This window comes from Mycobacterium sp. NGS64, assembly GCF_059812245.1.
Genome location: NZ_JCALCI010000004.1, coordinates 626,339 through 642,521, shown reverse-complemented (window position 1 = coordinate 642,521; position 16,183 = coordinate 626,339). Strand labels below are relative to the sequence as shown.

Here is a 16,183-nt window from a genome sequence, read left to right as displayed (position 1 = left end):
TTCGGCGTGGGACCATTTGCCGATGGACCCCGACGATCCCGAAAAGCGCATCGCCGAGCTGGAACGTCAGCTCGCGGAGCAAAAGCGCATCGCCGAGCTGGAACGTCAACTGGCCGAGGCCAAGGCGGCCGCCGGCCAGAACCCCGGCGCGGGGCAGCCGCCGTCGTTTTTCTCGGTGCAAACGGGCGTGAGCGAGGCTGGCGACGAGCGCGCCCGCCAGTACGCGGAGTCGTTGTGGGAGGGTTTGCGCTCCGGCGGACCGGCCGGCCCCGGCGGGCCGTCCGGGCCCGAGATGGCTCAGCATCGGGCCGCGTTCATGCAAGCCGCGGCCCAGGCGGGTCTGTCGGAGGAGCAGATCGACAACATCTTCAAGCACGGCAAGGCGACGTTCAAGGTGGGGCACTCGGTGGTGTATTCCGGACAGGGCGCCGCACCGGAATACGCCCCGCCGGCCTTCATGGGCCCGCCGACGGGCTTTGCGCAACAGGTCGGCTCGAGGCGCCAAGCCACGTTCGGCGGCCGGCGCGAACGTGACGGACGCGTGTGGGCAAACCGTTTCGGGGCGATCGCCGGGACCATCGGTCTCTGCGTCGGCGGCGCCGCGGCGCTCACCGCATCGATGCCGTCGACCGCGTTGTGGACGAGTCCCATCGTGTGCGACGGCGGCTACCAGCTGACCTACAACACCTCGCACTACAGCTACAAGCCCGGCCAGTCGGGAACCAACGTGGACTTCGAGTGTGTCCGGGGCGCCGACTCGTACGACCCTAATTGGTTCGCGATCGATGCCCTGCAGACCGTGCTGTTCGCTCTGATCGCGGGCGTGGTGGTGGCCATCGGTTTTGTGGTCTGGCGCCAGTTCCAGAAGCCCGCGTGACCCTTAGCCCGGTCGGTCGCTGACGGCCGCGAACAGCTCCGTCATCTCATCCGCAGGCCCGCCGGGGACGGTGTAGCCCGCCTCGTCGCGAATCTCGGCGAGGTGATCGCGCACGTCCTCGACGGACAGCCCGGGACGGTAGAAACCCCTTGTCCTGCCGATGAAGAAGCGGGCGACGTGCCCGGCGCCGACCGTGTAGATCTCGCCCGAAACCGGGCACTCGCGGTGCGTCAGGAAGGCCGCCACCGGCGCGACGAGCGCGGGGTCCAGCTTCTGAAGGTATTGGCCGACAAGGTCATCGAGCACAGCCTGGGCCGCCGCCTCGTGCTCGGCGGGCTGCTGTCCGGTCGCGTGCTCGACTTCGCGCGCCAGCATCCGGGTGTAGGCGATGGGCGCGATGGCGTTGACCTTGATGTCGTGCCCCGCCCCTTCGGCCGCCAGCACTCGGGTGAATCCGATCAGTCCGGTCTTCGCCGCGCCGTAGTTGCTCATGCGTTCGGCGCCAAGGATTCCCGCCGCTGAGCAGGTGTTCAGTATCCGGCCGTACCGGCGTTCGCGCATGAGGTTCCATGCGGGTCGCGTCACGTGGAACGCGCCCTTGAGGTGGACGTCGATGAGCGGTTCGAGCCGGTCGGCGGTCATGTCCGCGAACGGCGCGTCACCGACGATCCCGGCGTTGTTGATCACGATGTCGACCCGCCCCCAGGCGCGCATGGCGGTATCGATGATCGCCTGTCCGCCTTCGGGAGTCGTCACGCTGTGGGCGTCGCCGACGGCATCGCCACCCAGCTCACGGATCTCGTCGACGACAGCTTGTGCCGCCTCACCGTCGGAGCCATCACCGGTCACCGACCCACCGGTGTCGTTGACGACGACGCGCGCGCCGCGTGATGCGAGCAGCAGCGCGTATTGCCTCCCCAGCCCGCCGCCGGCACCCGTGATCACGGCGACCTGCTCGTCGAACCGCAGCTCGTTGGTCACCAACTGACCGGAAGTTCTTTCATGCCGTAGATGTTGGCCTCTTTGAACCTCAGCTGATCCGCGGGTACCGCCAACTTCAGGCCGGGTAGGCGGCGCGCCAGCGTGGCGAACGCGACCTGCATTTCGACGCGGGCGAGGTTCGCCCCGATGCATTGATGCACGCCGTACCCGAAACCCAAGTGCCCCCGAGGGTTTCGGTCGGGGTCGAATGATTCCGGATTGTCGACGAACTCGGCATCCCAGTTCCCCGCGGGCAGGTTCATCAGGACGAACTCTCCCGCACGGATCAGCTGACCGCCGATGATCAGATCTTCGGTCGCGACACGATCGACCTGGCTGTGCACGATGGTGAGGTAGCGCATCAGCTCTTCGACGATGTTGGCGACGACGGCGGCGTCGTCGGTGTGTCCGAGTCGCTCAAATACGTCCGGATGCTGCAGCAGCGCAACCGTTCCCAGCGAGATCATGTTGGCCGTGGTTTCGTGGCCGGCCTGCATCATGATCACACTGTTCATGGCCGTGGTGGCATGGTCGAGTTGGCCCGTCGCCACGTATTCGGTGACCAGACGGCTGATCAAATCGTCCCCGGGTTCGCGCTCCTTGCGTTGCACCAGCTCCTCGATGTAGGCGTACATCGCCCCGAAGGCTTGGCCTTTTTGCTCGTCGGTGGACCTCTGGTCGAGCCCAGTCGTGGTGTGGCGTTGGAAAATCTGGAGGTCTTCGGGCGGCACCCCCAACAGCAACGCGATCACCAAAGATGGCACCGGCAAGGCAAATTCACGGACCAGGTCGGCCGGCGCTCCACCCTCGACCATTCGGCCGAGATAGTAATCAACCGTTTCCTGAATTTGTGGCCGCATCGATTCGCAACGCCTGAAGGTGAAGTTGCTGGTCATCATGCGCCGCAACCGCTGATGCTCGGGATCGTCGGTCCGCGCGAACATCACCGGGACCTTGTTGTCGGCGTCCTTGGGCATGATGGCGTCGGGAATGGTCTTCGCGGACAGGCGGGGATCGACCAGCGCCTCTCTGATGTCCCGGTAGCGGCTGACCACCCAGACCGGGTTGCCCTGGAACATCGCCCGGCGGAGGCCCGGCTCTTCGCGCCAGCCCGCGAATTCGGGTGGCGGCGCGAGGGGGCAGCGCGCGGCCCGGGCCGCAGGTAGCACCGGAAGGTCGACGTCAGGGCGGGATTCGGAAGTTGTTGGCATCACCGGCGTTTCCTGGTAAGTGGCAGCGAGCTGTCAATTTGTGAGCCTAGAGCTACACCTAACTGGCAGTCAACCGTCAGTTAAGCTGTCGGGGTGACCGCCGTTGAGGACCGGCCGTTGCGGGCGGACGCCGCCCGCAATGCCGCGCGCATACTGCGCGCCGCGCGAGCCGTATACGGCGAGCTCGGACCGGATGCACCCGTCGAAGCCGTCGCCCGTCGCGCCGGAGTGGGTGAACGAACCCTCTACCGCAGGTTTCCGGCCAAGGCCGATCTGGTCCGGGCCGCCCTCGATCAGAGCATCGCCGAGGACCTGACGCCGGTGATCGACAGCGCCCGGCGTGCCGACGACCCGCTACGCGGTCTTACCGAACTGATCGAAGCGGCGATATCGCTGGGGGCCCGCGAACACAACCTGCTGACCGCCGCGCGACGGGCCGGATCGCTGACGTCCGACATTTCGGTTTCGCTCAACGAGGCGCTCGGCGAGCTCGCCCGGGAAGGCCAGCGCGTCGGCAGCATCCGCGCCGACCTGGTCGCCGACGACCTGCCGCGGCTGGTCGCGATGCTCTTCAGCGTGCTGTCGACGATGGATGCGGGCAGCGACGGCTGGCGACGCTATGTCGCCCTCGTCATCGATGCGATTTCGGTGGACGGACGTAAGCCATTGCCTCCCGCCGCCGCGCTGCGCTATGACGTCGGGCCGAACAGCTGGCCGCTGTGAGCAATTCAGTTGATGGTCACGCCCGCGTCGACCTTGAACTGCAACCCCGTCACGTACCTGGATTCATCGGATAGCAGATACAACACCGCGTTGCTGACGTCGGCCGGCTCGACGGCCGGCGTCGGCATCGCGTTGACGAAGATCGGGATCAGGTCGGAGCGCTGCTCGCCCAGGAGCGGCCCGAACGACGGTGGAACCATCCCGGTCGGGACACCGGTGGGAAGCACGGTATTCACCCGGATGTTCTGTGCCGCCAGTTCATTGGCCAGGGCCAGCGTCAGGCCGACGACGCCGTACTTCGCCGCGGTGTAGGGCGTCTGCAGCGGAAATCCCTTGAGAGCGCCGGCCGAGCTGATGTTGACCAGGCTGCCGCCGCCTTGTTCGAGCAGGTGCGGTATCGCGGCGGCGCAGGTATTCCACACGCCGATCAGGTTCACGTCGACCACCGTGCGCCACTGCTCCGCGGTGGTCTTGTCCCACGCCGCCACCGTCAACACGCCCGCGTTGGCCACTGCACCATCCAGGCCGCCCAATTCGCCAACACCGTCATCGACGGCCTCGCGCAGCGCCTCATCGTTGCGGACGTCGACGATATGACTGACGCAGCGCCGGCCCGACTCCCGAACCAGCCGTACCGTTTCGTCGAGGTCTTCCTTTGTGGCCAAGGGATATTCGATCTGCGGCAGCGATTGGCAGATGTCGACCAGGATGAGGTCCGCGCCCTCCTCGGCGAGCCGCAGTGCGTGGCTGCGCCCCATGCCGCGGGCGGCGCCGGTGATCAGAATGCGCTTACCGGCAAGGCGCACCTAACGCTCGTTCCACATCAGGCCGCGCATCGTCGCGGACAGCGGGATGTCCTCCACGGCGATCAGCCCTTGCGGCGCGCGGCACACCCAGTCGATCGCATTGACGGCACGGCCCGCGGTCGAGATGCAGCCGGCATCGGTGGAATCGAAAAGAGGATGGGAAACGTGGGTGTTGATTTCCACCCGCGGTTCGCCCTCCACGACGACACGGTGTACGCCGGTGTGACCCTCGGGAGGGAACTCCCAGTCGGGCGCGGCGGCGGTGGTCAGTCTGGTCACGTGCTCGAGGGTGATGACCGGTTCGCCGTCGAGCACGCCCTCGGTGGCGAACCGGACCGCGGCCATCTGCCCCGGTTCCACCGTCATCATCGTGCAGTCGATGCGCTCGGGTGTGTACCACGGTTCGACGCGCTGGCGCACATCGTCGAGTTTGATGTCGAGATGGTCGGCCAGACTGCGTACCTGGCCGCCCCACATCGCGACGATCACCCCGGGCAGGAACATCATCGCCGGCTCGTCGTCCGCCGTAGTTCCGAAACCCATTGCGGCACCGGTGAACTCAGCGTCATCGTAGTTCCCGTAGTCGAAGATCTCCTGCACGGTGATCGACGAGACGCGGGTGGTCAGGCTGACCGCCGAATGCACCAACGTGTCGCCGGAGAAGCCGGGGTCGATGCCGTTGACGTACAGCGAGGTGTTGCCGGCCGCACAGGCGCGCTCCAGCGGCACCCGTAACCAGTCGTCGGCTTGGTGCGGCGTCACCAGCCAGACCAGTGACGTGCCAACCACGTTGACGCCCGCCGCCAGAAACTTAGCCATTTGTTCGATGGCCTCCATCGGCCGGGTCTCGCCCTGCGCCGTGTACACGACGCAATCGGCTCCGAGGGCGACGAGGGCGTCGATGTCGTCAGTGGCGACGATGCCCGTGGGCCGTTCCAGTCCGCAGAGCTCGGCGGCATCCCGACCGATCTTTTCGGTGCCGGCGGCGTGCACCCCGACCAGTTCGAGGTCCAGCCTGCCGATGATGGCCCGCAACGAGTGCCGCCCCACGTTGCCGGTCGAGAATTGAATGACTCTGCGCACTGTTAGCCCGATCCTTACAGCGAGGGATGATGACCGATCATGTCAGGCGAGATCAGTAGTCCGGTATCGGCAGCGGCGAATTGTTCGAGTCGATGCCGCCGTCGACGTGGAACGTCGCGTTCGTCGCGTAGCAATCGCGCGTGCACAGATACACGGTGAGCCGTCCGAGGTCCTCGACGTCGCCCAGCCGATGCAGGGGGGTGGCCTCTTGCATCTTCTCCAGCGACCCGGGCATCAGGTCGAGGCTGCCCTTCAGGCCATCCGTGGCGAACGAACCAAGGGCGATGGCGTTGACGCGAACCTTCGGCGCGAGTTCCTGTGCCATGGCGCGGGTGAGCGCTTCGAGGCCGCCCTTGGCCACGCAGTAGGCGGTCAGCGCGCGAATGCCGAAGCGCGCCGAACCGGACGAGATGTTCACGATGGAACCGCGCCCCGCACTCAGCATGTGCGGGGCCACCAGCTGGCTCATGATGAACGCGGAGGTGACGCACCAGTCGAACGTGTGCCGGAAGTCTTCGTCGGTGATGTCCAGAAACCGCGCGTATGTGGAGCCGCCGACGTTGTTGACCAGAATGTCGATGCGGCCGAAGCGCTCCATCGCGGTGTTGACGACGCGCTCACCGTCGGGACGGCTCATCGCATCGGCGACCAGCGCCAGCCCCTTGCCGCCCGCGGCCTCGATACCCTTAATCGTGCCAACGATATCCGCCTCGGTACGCGCGGTCCCGACAATCGTGGCCCCGGCCTCCGCCAAGACGCGCGCAATGCCCGCCCCGACACCCTTCCCGGCGCCCGTGACGATCGCGACCTGTCCATCCAGCCGGAACTGCTCCAACGCCATGCCGAGCTCCTTTGGCCGCGCGTGAGGTGTGCGTCGTTCAATCTATGAACCTAGCTGACTAAAGTCAACGAATTTCCACGATCGGTATCTGTCGCGGCGCCCCTGTACCCATAGTGATCAAGTTGTGCAAGCCTTTTTGACCGGAACACGGCATAATGATCTGTTAGCCTCGCTGCTCTGGTATGAGTCGGGTCAACCGTGAGGAAAGAAATGGCTGTGACGGACCGGGTGTCTGCGCGGGAAGCCAAGCGCTTGCAGACGCGAGAGCGGTTGATGGGCGCCGCGATCGCGGAGTTCGCCCGCGCGGGAATGGCAGAGGCCGATGTCAGCGCCATCGTGGCCGCCGCGGGAGTCGCCCACGGCACCTTCTTCTTTCACTTTCCCACCAAAGAGCACGTGCTGCTGGAGCTGGAACGCCGCGAAGAGGACCGCATCGCCAAGCAGTTCGCGCAATTCTTGAAGAACGAGCACGATCTTGCGGGCGCGCTTCACGAGGCGGTCCGCGTCGTGGTCGGACTGGAACGCCGGCTGGGCTATCTGCTCTTCAATGACTTTCTCGCGCTGCACTTCTCCCAAACCCGTCCGCCTACCGAAGACGGCAGGGACCACCCCCTGGTCGTCTTGGTCGCCCAGGAGATCGCGCTTGCTCAGGAACGCGGCGAGACGGATCCGGAAGTCAACCCCATGAACAGTGCGGTGTTCTTCCTACTGGGTCTCTACTCGCTCTTGATCACCACGAACCACTGGCCGACTGGCCACGATCTGCTGGAAGACTACGTGGCGAGGACGTTGCGCAGCTTGCGGCCTTGATCCACTGCCCTTACGGCTACGAGCGGACCAGGCCGCGCAACGGCACCAGCCCGAGTTCCTTGTGGGTGAGGAATCCAGGTGCGGCCTCGCACACGGCCGGCACCGTATTCGCCGGGCCCATCGCCGTCCAGGTGTAACCCGGCTTGGGGTAATTGCCGTGCGGATCGGCCGGCGCTTGAAGGATCAACTCGGTGGGCTCATCGCCCTCGATCACGATGCGGTAGTGATAGTGTCCGCCCCAATCAGGCTGCGGCTCAATGGCATCGTATTCGTCCATGGTGTACATCTCATGAAAGGTGATGAGCGGCTTGCCATCGACCCACGTCGTCCACTTGTGATGCTGGGAGGCGACGGTGCCCTTCTTGATCGAGCCCTTAAAGCCCGGCATGTCACTGGTCGGCCCGCCTTCGTACGGAATGTCGCGAATTGCCGTGCCCAGCTCGACGTCCGTCGTGTACTTGTCCACCGTCTTCCCGAGGCCGTCGACCACCATGGCCATCGATTGCGCGAACAGCGGCCAGGCGTTGCCCAGCAGATTCGGGCCGGCCATGAACTCCTCGGGAGTGTTGCCCATCCCCATCTCGTGCAGGTACTTCAAGGTGTCCTTGCCGAAATTCACCACCTCGTAGATGTGGATGGACTCGATGCGGCTCACGATGCGAGCCAGCGTCAGCACGAGCAGGTCCCCGGCGAAGCCCGGGTTGACACCCCCGGCGTGGAATGACGTACCGCCCTCGTGGCACGCCGCGTCGATCTTGTCGATGTCGGCCTGGCTGTGCTCGGTTCGATACCACCACGCGCCGCCCGAGGCGACGACGTTCTTGCCCGCGCGCAGCAGCCTGCAGACCTCGTCTGGATCCGACCACAGCGGCGCGTAGAAAACACAATCTGCGTCAAGCGCTTCGATCGCGGCCTTATCGGTGGTGGCGAGCACCCCGATCGGCGCGACGCCGACGAGTTCGCCGGCGTCCTTGCCCACCTTCTCCGGGCGATTGCAGAGCACCCCGACCACCTCGTACGCGGGATTGTGGGCAAAGTGACGCAGCGCGACCGTCCCGACATTGCCCATGCCCCACTGGATTACGCGATATTTCTTCTCGGCCGGCGATTTGTGCGTCATTGCAACCCCTTTGGCCTCAATGGCTGAGCGCTCGCTGAGCGTAGGCGTTTCGCCGATACCGTGTCAACGGCGATAATCTGACTACTGTCAGTAATTAGATGCGGCATCCGCTTGAGCTTCCCAGCAGATCTGCTGGATATCGATGCGGCTGTCATGTTGCTGCGCCAGGCACGCCGACCTAGCGCGAACCGTCATACCCTTTTGCTGACTGAAGTCAGCCTGTTATAGTGCACCCACCTGGTCACTCGGCGCCGACGACGGGGAGGGTCTGTGAACCTGCCGAAGCTGCAACAGCGCGGCCCGGCCCGACAGGGGCTGACGTTCGACGAGCACACGGAGCAATCGCAGCTCGCGCAGCGTCAGGCCGACAAGTGGCTCATCTCCGGCAGCCTGCTGATCGGAACCGCGGCTTTGGGCGTCTTCGGGCTGCCTCTTTTCCTCTGGGGTGTGCGGTCGTTGCGCCGGGCGCAAACCGCTGGGCTCTCCGTCCGGCCGATGCTCGTCACGTTGCTCGGTTATCTCGTGATCATCGACGCCGCCATCAACACCGTGGGATGGGCGCTTGACCTGGTGGCGAACCACACCCTGCTGGCCCGCGTTCTGCTGAACGGCTGGGGCAACATGTTCGACGCCGGCTACTTCTGGCACTACAACGAGCTGTGGATCGGCGGCGCGGCGGGCCCCGGCGAAAAGGGCTGGGAGGTCGGGCTCATCCTGACCGTCTTCACGATGCGGATCGCCGCGGCCATCGGCTTCCTGCAGATGAAACGGTGGGGCCATCAATGGATGGTCGTCACCTGCTGGATGGGGGTCGTGATCTGGATCGGCTACGTGTTCAACATGACGATGTTCGCCGATGTCCGCTTCGCGGGTGTCGTGCTGCCGGTGGTCGGCTGGTGGCTGTACGACATCTTCTACATCACGCCGTTCCTCGCCATCCCGTATCTCCACACCGTCAACCGCGAAATCTTCACCGACTGAAAGCGACATGGAGGACAGATTGTGGGTTATCTATGGGAGATCCTTCGCTATGTCGCCGCTTGGGGCGGCACCGGCCTGATCATTTGGTTCTGGTATTGGCTCTTCTCCAACATCGGTACGTTCTAAGCGGTTCGGGGCACATATGGTTGAACTCGCCGATGCCCACGCGCTGGCGCTCGAACGAAGTTGCGCCGTCACGGCGGTCGCGCTGAGTGAGCAACGCCGCGAAGGTGTCCGGCTCGTCACCGGTGACCGGCGCGCCTTCGGGCTTAACGGGAAGCTCACCTTCGTTCACGTCCCCTACCCCGCCCTGTCCGACTGGACACGCAGAACACTCACATGCGGTGTGGCCCTGCAATGTTCGCCCTCAAAGGAGCGCGTCACCGGATATCGACTGAACGAGCTCTCCGACCGCGAATTGCGGGCGCTCACGCTTGTCGAAGCCGGCGTCGCCGTCGGCTGGATCGCGTCGCGGTGGCCAGGGCTGCTGCCCGAGATCAGACGAGTGCTACCCGAGCTCCCTACCGAAGCCGGTGACATGGACGCCCCCGAGATGCTCAACCGAGCGGTTGCGTTGGCAGCGACAGGTCAGGCGCTGACGGTGCACCCGCTGCTGGGTAACCTGCCGCTGGCCTACACGATGCCGCAGGGTTTGGCCGACAAGTTGCGGCGAAGCTTTGGCAGGATGCCATGGACGACAACGCAGAAGCGTCTGCCGCGGCCGTACTCGGTTCCCGTCGGCGGCGACGGGGGTGTCCGCAATCCCAACCTGCCGCCGCCGAGCCGACCGCAGGACAACGACTTCGACATCACCCCCGACCATCGACCCGGCATTCCCTATCCGGAGTGGAATGCGTGGACGAAGAGTTTTATGCGAGACCACGTGGCGGTTCTCGAGCGGCCACATACCAGCCGCGATCGCCAACCCGGCTCCATCTCCGCCGACCTTCGAAAATGGTTCGAAGAACACACGCATCGCGCGATGCAGAATCGCCTCGAAGACGGCTCCGACCTGGACGTCGAACAATACGTCAGCTACTACGTCGACACGGCGACCGGCGAGGCGAGCGAACCCCGAATCTTCCGCGAACTGCTACCCAGCGGCCGAGACGTCACCACTGCGCTACTTCTCGACGGTAGTTCATCGCTGGGAGTGCACGGTGGCCGGATCTTCCGATTGGAATTGGCTTGTGCCGATGCACTTTCGCGTGCGATGAACCGTGCTCGCGAGCGCCACGGAATCTTCATGTTCACCGGAAACACCCGACACCGCGTCGAAGTTCGGTGCCTGAAGGACTTCGATGACCCGCGATTTGTGCCGCCGAGCGGCCTCGGACTTCAGACCAGCGGTTACACGCGACTCGGCGCGCCGCTTCGCCATTTGACGAACCGCCTTCTGGAGCAGCCCTCCGAGCGGCGCCTACTCATCGTGATCGGCGACGGACTGATCTCCGATGAAGGTTATGAGGGCCGTTATGCCTGGGCAGATGCCGCACACGCGGTCGAGGAGGCCAGCGACGCCGGGGTTTCGATGTACTACGTAGGCGTTGGACCGACCCGAGTCGATCCCCTCCCGGAGGTGTTCGGTCCCCGTCGTTCTCAACGAATCCGGCGTGTCGAGGAGCTGCCGCGGGTGCTGGCCCATGTCCATCGAGAGCTGGTCGCCGCATGACGGATACCTACCTTGCAAACGGCAACGAAGTCCAGCTGTTCGAACAGGCCTTCCGCCAACGGATCCCGGTGATGCTCACCGGGCCTACCGGGTGTGGCAAAACGCGGTTCGTCGAGCACATGGGCCTGCTGTTGGAGCGGCCGGTGGTCACCATCAGTTGCCACGACGATCTCACCAGCTCCGATCTCGTCGGGCGCTTCATGGTGACCGGCGGCGATGTGGTCTGGACCGATGGGCCGTTGACCCGAGCCGTCAAAGCCGGCGCGATCTGCTACCTCGACGAAGTCGTCGAGGCTCGCCACGACTCGCTGGCCATCCTGCATTCGCTCACCGATCACCGGCGATCGCTATACCTCGACCGTGCCGGCGAAGTCGTGCGGGCGCCCGACACCTTCATGCTTGTCTGTTCATACAACCCGGCATATCGCAGCTCGCTGAAGGAACTCAAACCCTCGTTCCGCCAGCGTTTCGTCACGCTTGCGATGACGTACTTACCGCCCGACCGCGAGGCCGAGGTGATCGTCGGCGAAGCCGGGATTCCCCTGGCCACCGCGCAGCGGCTGGTCGCATGCGCGGTCGCGATCCGCACCGCCGACGAAGCCTTTCACTTCGAACCGCCGTCCACCAGGGTGCTGGTCACCGCTGCCCAGCTGATCGCAGCCGGCGCAACCGAATTGGACGCGGCCGACGCTTGCATACTCGCGCCACTGAGCACGGACGGCGCCATCACCGACGGTCTACGTGAAGTCGCGGCAGCCAGCCTGGCCACGTCGCCTTAGAAAGCCCTAGAAAAGGAGCAATCGGCATGGATCTCAAAGAGCAGAAGCGCAAGCGGGCGCTCATCGTCTTCCAGATCGTCATCTACGGCTACTTGCTGGTGATGTTCGGAATCCAGCTTTACATGTCGTTTGCCCGAGGCTGGTGGGATCTGTGAATCTTCCTCTGCTCAACCGTCATTCAGGCGACGGCTCCGTCAGCCTCGAGGGCCACCACGACGAATCGCGCCAGGCGCAGCGCCGCGCCGACAAGTGGATGATTGTCGGCGCCGCCCTGATGGGCATGTGGGCCCCGGGCCTGATCGGGTTTCCCATTTTCATGCGCGGGGTGTGGTTGCAGCGTCAGGCCCTGCGCGCCGGCCTGTCGGTTCGGCCCATGATCGTGACCCTGATCGGCTACCTGGTGCTGATCGACGGCATGCTCAACAGCCTGGGCTGGGCCCTGGACCTGGTCGCCAACCACACGTTGATCAACCGGGTGCTGATGGTCGGCTGGGGCAACATGTTCGACGCCGGCTACTTCTGGCATTACAACGAGCTCTGGATTGGCGGCGCGGCGGGGCCGGGCGAAAAGGCCTATGTCGCCGGGCTCATCCTCACGGTCTTCTCCATGCGGGTGGCCGCGGCGATCGGGTTCTTGCAGATGAAGCGGTGGGGCCATCAATGGATGGTGGTCACCTGCTGGATGGGCGTAGTGATCTGGTCCGCGTATGTGTTCAACATGACGATGTTCGCCGACGTGCGCTACGCCGGTGTGGTGTTTCCGGTCATCGGCTGGTGGCTCTACGACATCTTCTACATCACCCCCTTCCTCGCGATCCCCTACCTGCACACCGTCAACCGCGAAATCTTCACCGACTAGAAGGGACAGTGCCATGACCGCACCGTCAAGCGCCGACGAAAAAGAACCGGCTGCAAATCTCGAGCCGGGAACGACACCGTACTACGCGCGAATGCACAAATGGATCAAGCGCGCGGTCCTGGTATGCCTGGTGGCCTTGGTCATCGAAGGCGCATTCACGTTGCCGTTCATGGCGGTCTATTACGGGTACCCGACGCTCAGCCTCACCGAAATCTGTAGCGAGCTCCTGAAGATTCGCTACTCCAACGACACCCTGGAGTGCAAGTACCCGTACCCGCCGTTCGGACCGCCCGAGGGCGCGGAGGGCAAGGCCACCGCCCAAGACGTGTGGGGCATCCAGCCGATACCGAAGTACCACCGGCTCGGGTTCCGAGAACTGGTCAGGATTCACGACGAACGACTCGCCCGCCAGGCCGCCCAACAGCATGCGGCGCCACATTGACGTACCGGGTGGTTCAGTGGACGACGGGCAACGTCGGCAAGAGCTCGGTGCGGGCGATCGCCTCGAACCCCGGCCTGGAGCTCGTCGGATGCTACGCGTGGTCGCCGGAGAAGGCGGGCCGCGACGTCGGCGAGCTGTGCGGGATCGAAACCCTGAACGTGAAGGCCACCAACGACATTGAGGCCTTACTCGCGCTTAAGCCGGACTGTGTCGTCTACAACCCGATGTTCGCCGACGTCGACGAGCTGGTCCGCATTCTCGGGGCGGGCATCAACGTGGTGGGGACGGCCGGGTTCATCACCGGCCACTTCCTCGGTGCGGGACGCGAGCGGGTCGCGGAGGCCTGCGAACGGGGCGGATCGACCATCTTCGGCAGCGGCATAAACCCCGGTTTCATTCAACTGTTCGCCATCGTGTCGGCGGGGCTTTCGGACCGAGTGGACAAGGTGTCCATGCTGGAATCCGCTGATACGACGATCTACAACTCGCCCGCGACCGAAATCCCCATGGGCTTTGGCTATCCCATCGATCGGCCAGACCTTAGGGCTATCACCGAAAAGGGCTCCGGCATCTTCCGCGACGGCGTGCTCCTGATCGCCGACGCCTTAGGGGCCGAACTCGACGACGTGCGCTGCGAGGTCGACTACGCGCAAACCACCGAGGACCTTCACCTTCCGGGCGACTGGACGATCGCGAAAGGCTGCGTCGCCGGCGTAGACGTCCGGTGGAAAGGGATTATCGGTGATCGGGAGGTTATCGAGATCCGTGGGCGATGGCGCAAGGGCCAAACGTTGGACCCGGACTGGCCGCTGGACATGGGCTACACGATCGAAGTTCAGGGTCAGCCGACGATCAAGACGACATTGAGCTTCCTTCCGCCGCCTGACTTTCAAGGCGAGACATTGGACGACTACATCATGTTGGGCCTCACCATCACCGCGATGCCGGCGATCACCGCGATACCCGCTGTTGTCGCCGCTGCGCCCGGCATCGTCACCTACAACGACCTGCCGCTACTCCTTCCGCGTGGAGTACTTTGCGCGGATGCATAACTGTCGATTGGGAGACGTCCATGCCTGAATCGCCGCTGCTTCATCACGTCGTGTTCGCCGTGGCGCTCGAGCGGCATGCAACCGCCGCGCAAATGTTCACCGACCTGGGGTTTGCCTTCGAGAATTTTCAGCTGCCAGAACTCGGGTTGGACATCCACCTCGACTGGAATCGCGGTATCGAGCTGATCAGCCCCATCCCGGGATCGCCCGGGGAGGTCGCCGCTTCCGTGAACGAGTTCCTCGAGCGCCACGGCGACGGGGTGTACACGGTGGTAATTGGAGTCGCGGCGGCCTCCTCCGCTGAAGCCGTCGCCGAACGCTACGGCGCGACAACGCGATTCCGGCAGCACTTCGAGGGTGACGGCTCCTACCTCGACGAGGTCGACCTGTCGGTCTGCGGCCTGCCGCTGACACTTCTGGCCACGGACATTCCATGACAGCCCAGCAACCCCTCGGCACGGCGATGCCGAGCATCTTCGACGCCGATCTACCGGTGCTGAGCTACGACATCACCGACACACCTCAAGAGATCTACCCACAGTTTCGCGCCGCCCAGCAGATCGCACCGACCGCGTTGGGGCCCGTGGGACCCGAAGTGCTGTCCTACGAACTCGCCAGAACTGTGCTGGGTGACCCGCGATTCGGGATTCCCCCGGGCATTCACCTCACCGCGCACGGCGTGACGTCAGGTGAACTGTGGGACCGGGTCGTCCGCAGCATCCTCTGTATGGAAGGCGCCGAACACCGTCGGTTGCGCGGGCTCGTGTCGAGGGCCTTCACGCCGCGGGCAACCGCGAGGATGGACGATACGATCCACGCCGTCATCAACGAACTCGCCGACGCCGTTGTCGCCGAAGGGAGTTGCGAGTTCGTCGAGGAGATCGCACGACCGTACCCCATCCCCGTCATCTGTGCCCTGCTGGGCGCGCCGCGGCAAGACTGGCAGCTGTTCTCAAAGTGGGCGGAGGACATCTTCAAGATCGTCAGCTTTGACTGCGATCTGGCCGAGGAAGAACCCAAGGTCCTCAGAGCCTGGGACGCTTTCGACGAATACATCGACGGGATGATCGCCGATCGGCGCAAGACCCTGACCGACGACCTGCTCTCCGAACTCATCCGGGCCGAAGATCGCGGCGACCGACTCGACGCCGGTGAGGTTCGGATGCTCGCGTTCAGCATTCTGGTGGCCGGAACCGACACCACGCGGACGCAATTGGCGGCTTCGATGCAAGTCCTGTGCGAGCATCCCGACCAGTGGGCGTTACTTCGCGACCGTCCCGAGCTCGGTATGAAAGCCGTCGAAGAAACCATGCGCCACTCGCCGTCGATGTGCAGCACCTTGCGCAGCGTCACCGATGACGTCACGATCGGCGATCACACCTTCCCGGCCGGCACCTTCATCATCGTGAACACCTATGCCGCCAACCGTGATCCGTCGATCTACGAAGACCCCACCCGCTTCGACATCACCCGCGACGACCCACCGCCCATCCTCACCTTCGGCGGTGGCGCGCACTACTGCCTCGGCGCCAACCTTGCCAGGCGAGAACTCTCCGAGGCGCTCAAGATCCTTTCCCATCGCCTGCCGCATCCGCGGAGCATCGAAAATCCGCCGTGGCGGCCACTTCTCGGCATGAGTGGGCCCACGCGCCTACCGCTCGAGTTCGATACCTGATCCGCCGCTTCGTAGGACACGCTGCCTGTACAGCAGGCTCGCATTGAAATAGGTCAGGTAGACAACTGTGGCGACCACGGCGGCTCGACGAGTGCGAAAATTGAAAAGCGCTAAGCCCAAGCCCGCTTCGATGCTGCCGTTGATGAGCACGTGGGCCCGAATGCGGTCCGTGAAGGCCATTCGATTCACCGATTCGAACGCACTCGGGCACAGAAGGTGCGCGATACCGGACGCCATGAGTCCCAGTCCCCCGAGCAACGCCCATCTTTCG

General features: G+C 64.5%; 20 protein-coding genes. 12 read left to right on the top strand and 8 right to left on the bottom strand.

The genetic code is table 11. From position 1 onward, the window contains the following. The first annotated feature begins 22 nt into the window (after positions 1-22). Positions 23-877, top strand: coding sequence for a hypothetical protein (locus AC5Y4S_RS20940; protein WP_500034519.1), 855 nt, complete (start codon positions 23-25; stop codon positions 875-877). A 3-nt stretch (positions 878-880) separates the two neighbouring features. Here AC5Y4S_RS20940 and AC5Y4S_RS20935 read toward each other — a convergent pair whose 3' ends face one another. Both AC5Y4S_RS20935 and AC5Y4S_RS20930 read right to left on the bottom strand, forming a co-directional pair. Beyond that, entirely contained in the window at positions 881-1,858 is a 978-nt protein-coding gene (locus AC5Y4S_RS20935; protein ID WP_500034518.1) for an SDR family NAD(P)-dependent oxidoreductase, read from the bottom strand. Then, a complete protein-coding gene (locus AC5Y4S_RS20930) occupies positions 1,855-3,069 on the bottom strand; it encodes a cytochrome P450 (RefSeq protein ID WP_500034517.1) in 1,215 nt (404 codons plus the stop codon). The genes AC5Y4S_RS20935 and AC5Y4S_RS20930 overlap by 4 nt, the downstream gene beginning before the upstream one ends. Positions 3,070-3,162: 93 nt before the next feature. Here AC5Y4S_RS20930 and AC5Y4S_RS20925 point away from each other — a divergent pair, with 93 nt between their 5' ends. Next, the gene (locus AC5Y4S_RS20925; RefSeq protein WP_500034516.1) at positions 3,163-3,792 is read left to right on the top strand and encodes a TetR/AcrR family transcriptional regulator; all 630 of its coding nucleotides are present in this window, start codon (positions 3,163-3,165) and stop codon (positions 3,790-3,792) included. Between the two features lie 5 nt (positions 3,793-3,797). Here AC5Y4S_RS20925 and AC5Y4S_RS20920 read toward each other — a convergent pair whose 3' ends face one another. The 3 genes from AC5Y4S_RS20920 to AC5Y4S_RS20910 are packed head-to-tail and all read right to left on the bottom strand — an operon-like array spanning position 3,798 to position 6,522. Next, positions 3,798-4,598 (bottom strand): mycofactocin-coupled SDR family oxidoreductase, encoded by an 801-nt coding sequence (locus AC5Y4S_RS20920; RefSeq protein WP_500034515.1) that lies wholly within the window; start codon positions 4,596-4,598, stop codon positions 3,798-3,800. Next, positions 4,599-5,681, bottom strand: a complete 1,083-nt coding sequence (locus tag AC5Y4S_RS20915) for an NAD(P)H-dependent amine dehydrogenase family protein (RefSeq protein WP_500034514.1) — start codon at positions 5,679-5,681, stop codon at positions 4,599-4,601. A 52-nt stretch (positions 5,682-5,733) separates the two neighbouring features. Beyond that, positions 5,734-6,522 carry an SDR family NAD(P)-dependent oxidoreductase gene (locus tag AC5Y4S_RS20910; RefSeq protein WP_500034513.1) on the bottom strand — a complete coding sequence of 263 codons (789 nt, stop codon included), beginning with the start codon at positions 6,520-6,522 and terminating at the stop codon, positions 5,734-5,736. Positions 6,523-6,732: 210 nt separating this feature from the next. On the opposite strand from AC5Y4S_RS20910, the gene AC5Y4S_RS20905 reads away from it, so the two are divergent. Then, positions 6,733-7,332 (top strand): TetR/AcrR family transcriptional regulator, encoded by a 600-nt coding sequence (locus AC5Y4S_RS20905; RefSeq protein WP_500034512.1) that lies wholly within the window; start codon positions 6,733-6,735, stop codon positions 7,330-7,332. A gap of 16 nt (positions 7,333-7,348) precedes the next feature. Here the strand turns inward: AC5Y4S_RS20905 and AC5Y4S_RS20900 are convergent, their stop codons facing one another. Then, the gene (locus tag AC5Y4S_RS20900; RefSeq protein WP_500034511.1) at positions 7,349-8,452 is read right to left on the bottom strand and encodes an NAD(P)H-dependent amine dehydrogenase family protein; all 1,104 of its coding nucleotides are present in this window, start codon (positions 8,450-8,452) and stop codon (positions 7,349-7,351) included. Positions 8,453-8,722: 270 nt separating this feature from the next. On the opposite strand from AC5Y4S_RS20900, the gene AC5Y4S_RS20895 reads away from it, so the two are divergent. Further along, complete coding sequence (locus AC5Y4S_RS20895) at positions 8,723-9,433, top strand: hypothetical protein (protein ID WP_500034510.1); 711 nt, start codon at positions 8,723-8,725, stop codon at positions 9,431-9,433. Between the two features lie 79 nt (positions 9,434-9,512). On the opposite strand, the gene AC5Y4S_RS20890 is transcribed toward AC5Y4S_RS20895, so the two are convergent. Then, positions 9,513-9,728 carry a hypothetical protein gene (locus tag AC5Y4S_RS20890; RefSeq protein ID WP_500034658.1) on the bottom strand — a complete coding sequence of 72 codons (216 nt, stop codon included), beginning with the start codon at positions 9,726-9,728 and terminating at the stop codon, positions 9,513-9,515. On the opposite strand from AC5Y4S_RS20890, the gene AC5Y4S_RS20885 reads away from it, so the two are divergent. From AC5Y4S_RS20885 to AC5Y4S_RS20850, 8 genes are read left to right on the top strand one after another with little or no spacing between them, the layout of a single operon-like run. Then, complete coding sequence (locus AC5Y4S_RS20885; protein ID WP_500034650.1) at positions 9,642-11,105, top strand: nitric oxide reductase activation protein NorD; 1,464 nt, start codon at positions 9,642-9,644, stop codon at positions 11,103-11,105. The genes AC5Y4S_RS20890 and AC5Y4S_RS20885 overlap by 87 nt on opposite strands. Continuing rightward, positions 11,102-11,884, top strand: a complete 783-nt coding sequence (locus tag AC5Y4S_RS20880; RefSeq protein WP_500034509.1) for a CbbQ/NirQ/NorQ/GpvN family protein — start codon at positions 11,102-11,104, stop codon at positions 11,882-11,884. Before AC5Y4S_RS20885 ends, AC5Y4S_RS20880 begins: the two co-directional genes overlap by 4 nt. Before the next feature lie 26 nt (positions 11,885-11,910). Beyond that, on the top strand, positions 11,911-12,039 hold the full coding sequence (locus AC5Y4S_RS20875) for a hypothetical protein (RefSeq protein ID WP_500034508.1): 129 nt from the start codon (positions 11,911-11,913) through the stop codon (positions 12,037-12,039). Further along, positions 12,036-12,743, top strand: a complete 708-nt coding sequence (locus AC5Y4S_RS20870) for a hypothetical protein (protein ID WP_500034507.1) — start codon at positions 12,036-12,038, stop codon at positions 12,741-12,743. Before AC5Y4S_RS20875 ends, AC5Y4S_RS20870 begins: the two co-directional genes overlap by 4 nt. A 13-nt stretch (positions 12,744-12,756) precedes the next feature. Next, positions 12,757-13,185 carry a hypothetical protein gene (locus AC5Y4S_RS20865; RefSeq protein WP_500034506.1) on the top strand — a complete coding sequence of 143 codons (429 nt, stop codon included), beginning with the start codon at positions 12,757-12,759 and terminating at the stop codon, positions 13,183-13,185. Beyond that, positions 13,182-14,237: an NAD(P)H-dependent amine dehydrogenase family protein gene (locus tag AC5Y4S_RS20860; protein WP_500034505.1), complete on the top strand. Its 1,056-nt coding sequence runs from the start codon at positions 13,182-13,184 to the stop codon at positions 14,235-14,237. The genes AC5Y4S_RS20865 and AC5Y4S_RS20860 overlap by 4 nt, the downstream gene beginning before the upstream one ends. 20 nt (positions 14,238-14,257) lie before the next feature. Next, positions 14,258-14,674, top strand: a complete 417-nt coding sequence (locus tag AC5Y4S_RS20855) for a hypothetical protein (RefSeq protein ID WP_500034504.1) — start codon at positions 14,258-14,260, stop codon at positions 14,672-14,674. Beyond that, positions 14,671-15,912, top strand: coding sequence for a cytochrome P450 (locus AC5Y4S_RS20850; protein WP_500034503.1), 1,242 nt, complete (start codon positions 14,671-14,673; stop codon positions 15,910-15,912). Before AC5Y4S_RS20855 ends, AC5Y4S_RS20850 begins: the two co-directional genes overlap by 4 nt. Here the strand turns inward: AC5Y4S_RS20850 and AC5Y4S_RS20845 are convergent. Continuing rightward, positions 15,889-16,149, bottom strand: coding sequence for a hypothetical protein (locus AC5Y4S_RS20845; protein WP_500034502.1), 261 nt, complete (start codon positions 16,147-16,149; stop codon positions 15,889-15,891). The genes AC5Y4S_RS20850 and AC5Y4S_RS20845 overlap by 24 nt on opposite strands. Between the last annotated feature and the right edge of the window lie 34 nt (positions 16,150-16,183).

Excerpts from the sequence above, each read along its gene's own strand:
- AC5Y4S_RS20940 (WP_500034519.1), top strand. The coding sequence starts at position 23 with ATGGACCCCGACGATCCCGAAAAGCGCATCGCCGAGCTGGAACGTCAG.
- AC5Y4S_RS20930 (WP_500034517.1), bottom strand. The coding sequence starts at position 3,069 with ATGCCAACAACTTCCGAATCCCGCCCTGACGTCGACCTTCCGGTGCTA.
- AC5Y4S_RS20910 (WP_500034513.1), bottom strand. The coding sequence starts at position 6,522 with ATGGCGTTGGAGCAGTTCCGGCTGGATGGACAGGTCGCGATCGTCACG.
- AC5Y4S_RS20905 (WP_500034512.1), top strand. The coding sequence starts at position 6,733 with ATGGCTGTGACGGACCGGGTGTCTGCGCGGGAAGCCAAGCGCTTGCAG.
- AC5Y4S_RS20900 (WP_500034511.1), bottom strand. The coding sequence starts at position 8,452 with ATGACGCACAAATCGCCGGCCGAGAAGAAATATCGCGTAATCCAGTGG.
- AC5Y4S_RS20880 (WP_500034509.1), top strand. The coding sequence starts at position 11,102 with ATGACGGATACCTACCTTGCAAACGGCAACGAAGTCCAGCTGTTCGAA.
- AC5Y4S_RS20875 (WP_500034508.1), top strand. The coding sequence starts at position 11,911 with ATGGATCTCAAAGAGCAGAAGCGCAAGCGGGCGCTCATCGTCTTCCAG.
- AC5Y4S_RS20865 (WP_500034506.1), top strand. The coding sequence starts at position 12,757 with ATGACCGCACCGTCAAGCGCCGACGAAAAAGAACCGGCTGCAAATCTC.
- AC5Y4S_RS20855 (WP_500034504.1), top strand. The coding sequence starts at position 14,258 with ATGCCTGAATCGCCGCTGCTTCATCACGTCGTGTTCGCCGTGGCGCTC.
- AC5Y4S_RS20850 (WP_500034503.1), top strand. The coding sequence starts at position 14,671 with ATGACAGCCCAGCAACCCCTCGGCACGGCGATGCCGAGCATCTTCGAC.
- AC5Y4S_RS20845 (WP_500034502.1), bottom strand. The coding sequence starts at position 16,149 with ATGGCGTCCGGTATCGCGCACCTTCTGTGCCCGAGTGCGTTCGAATCG.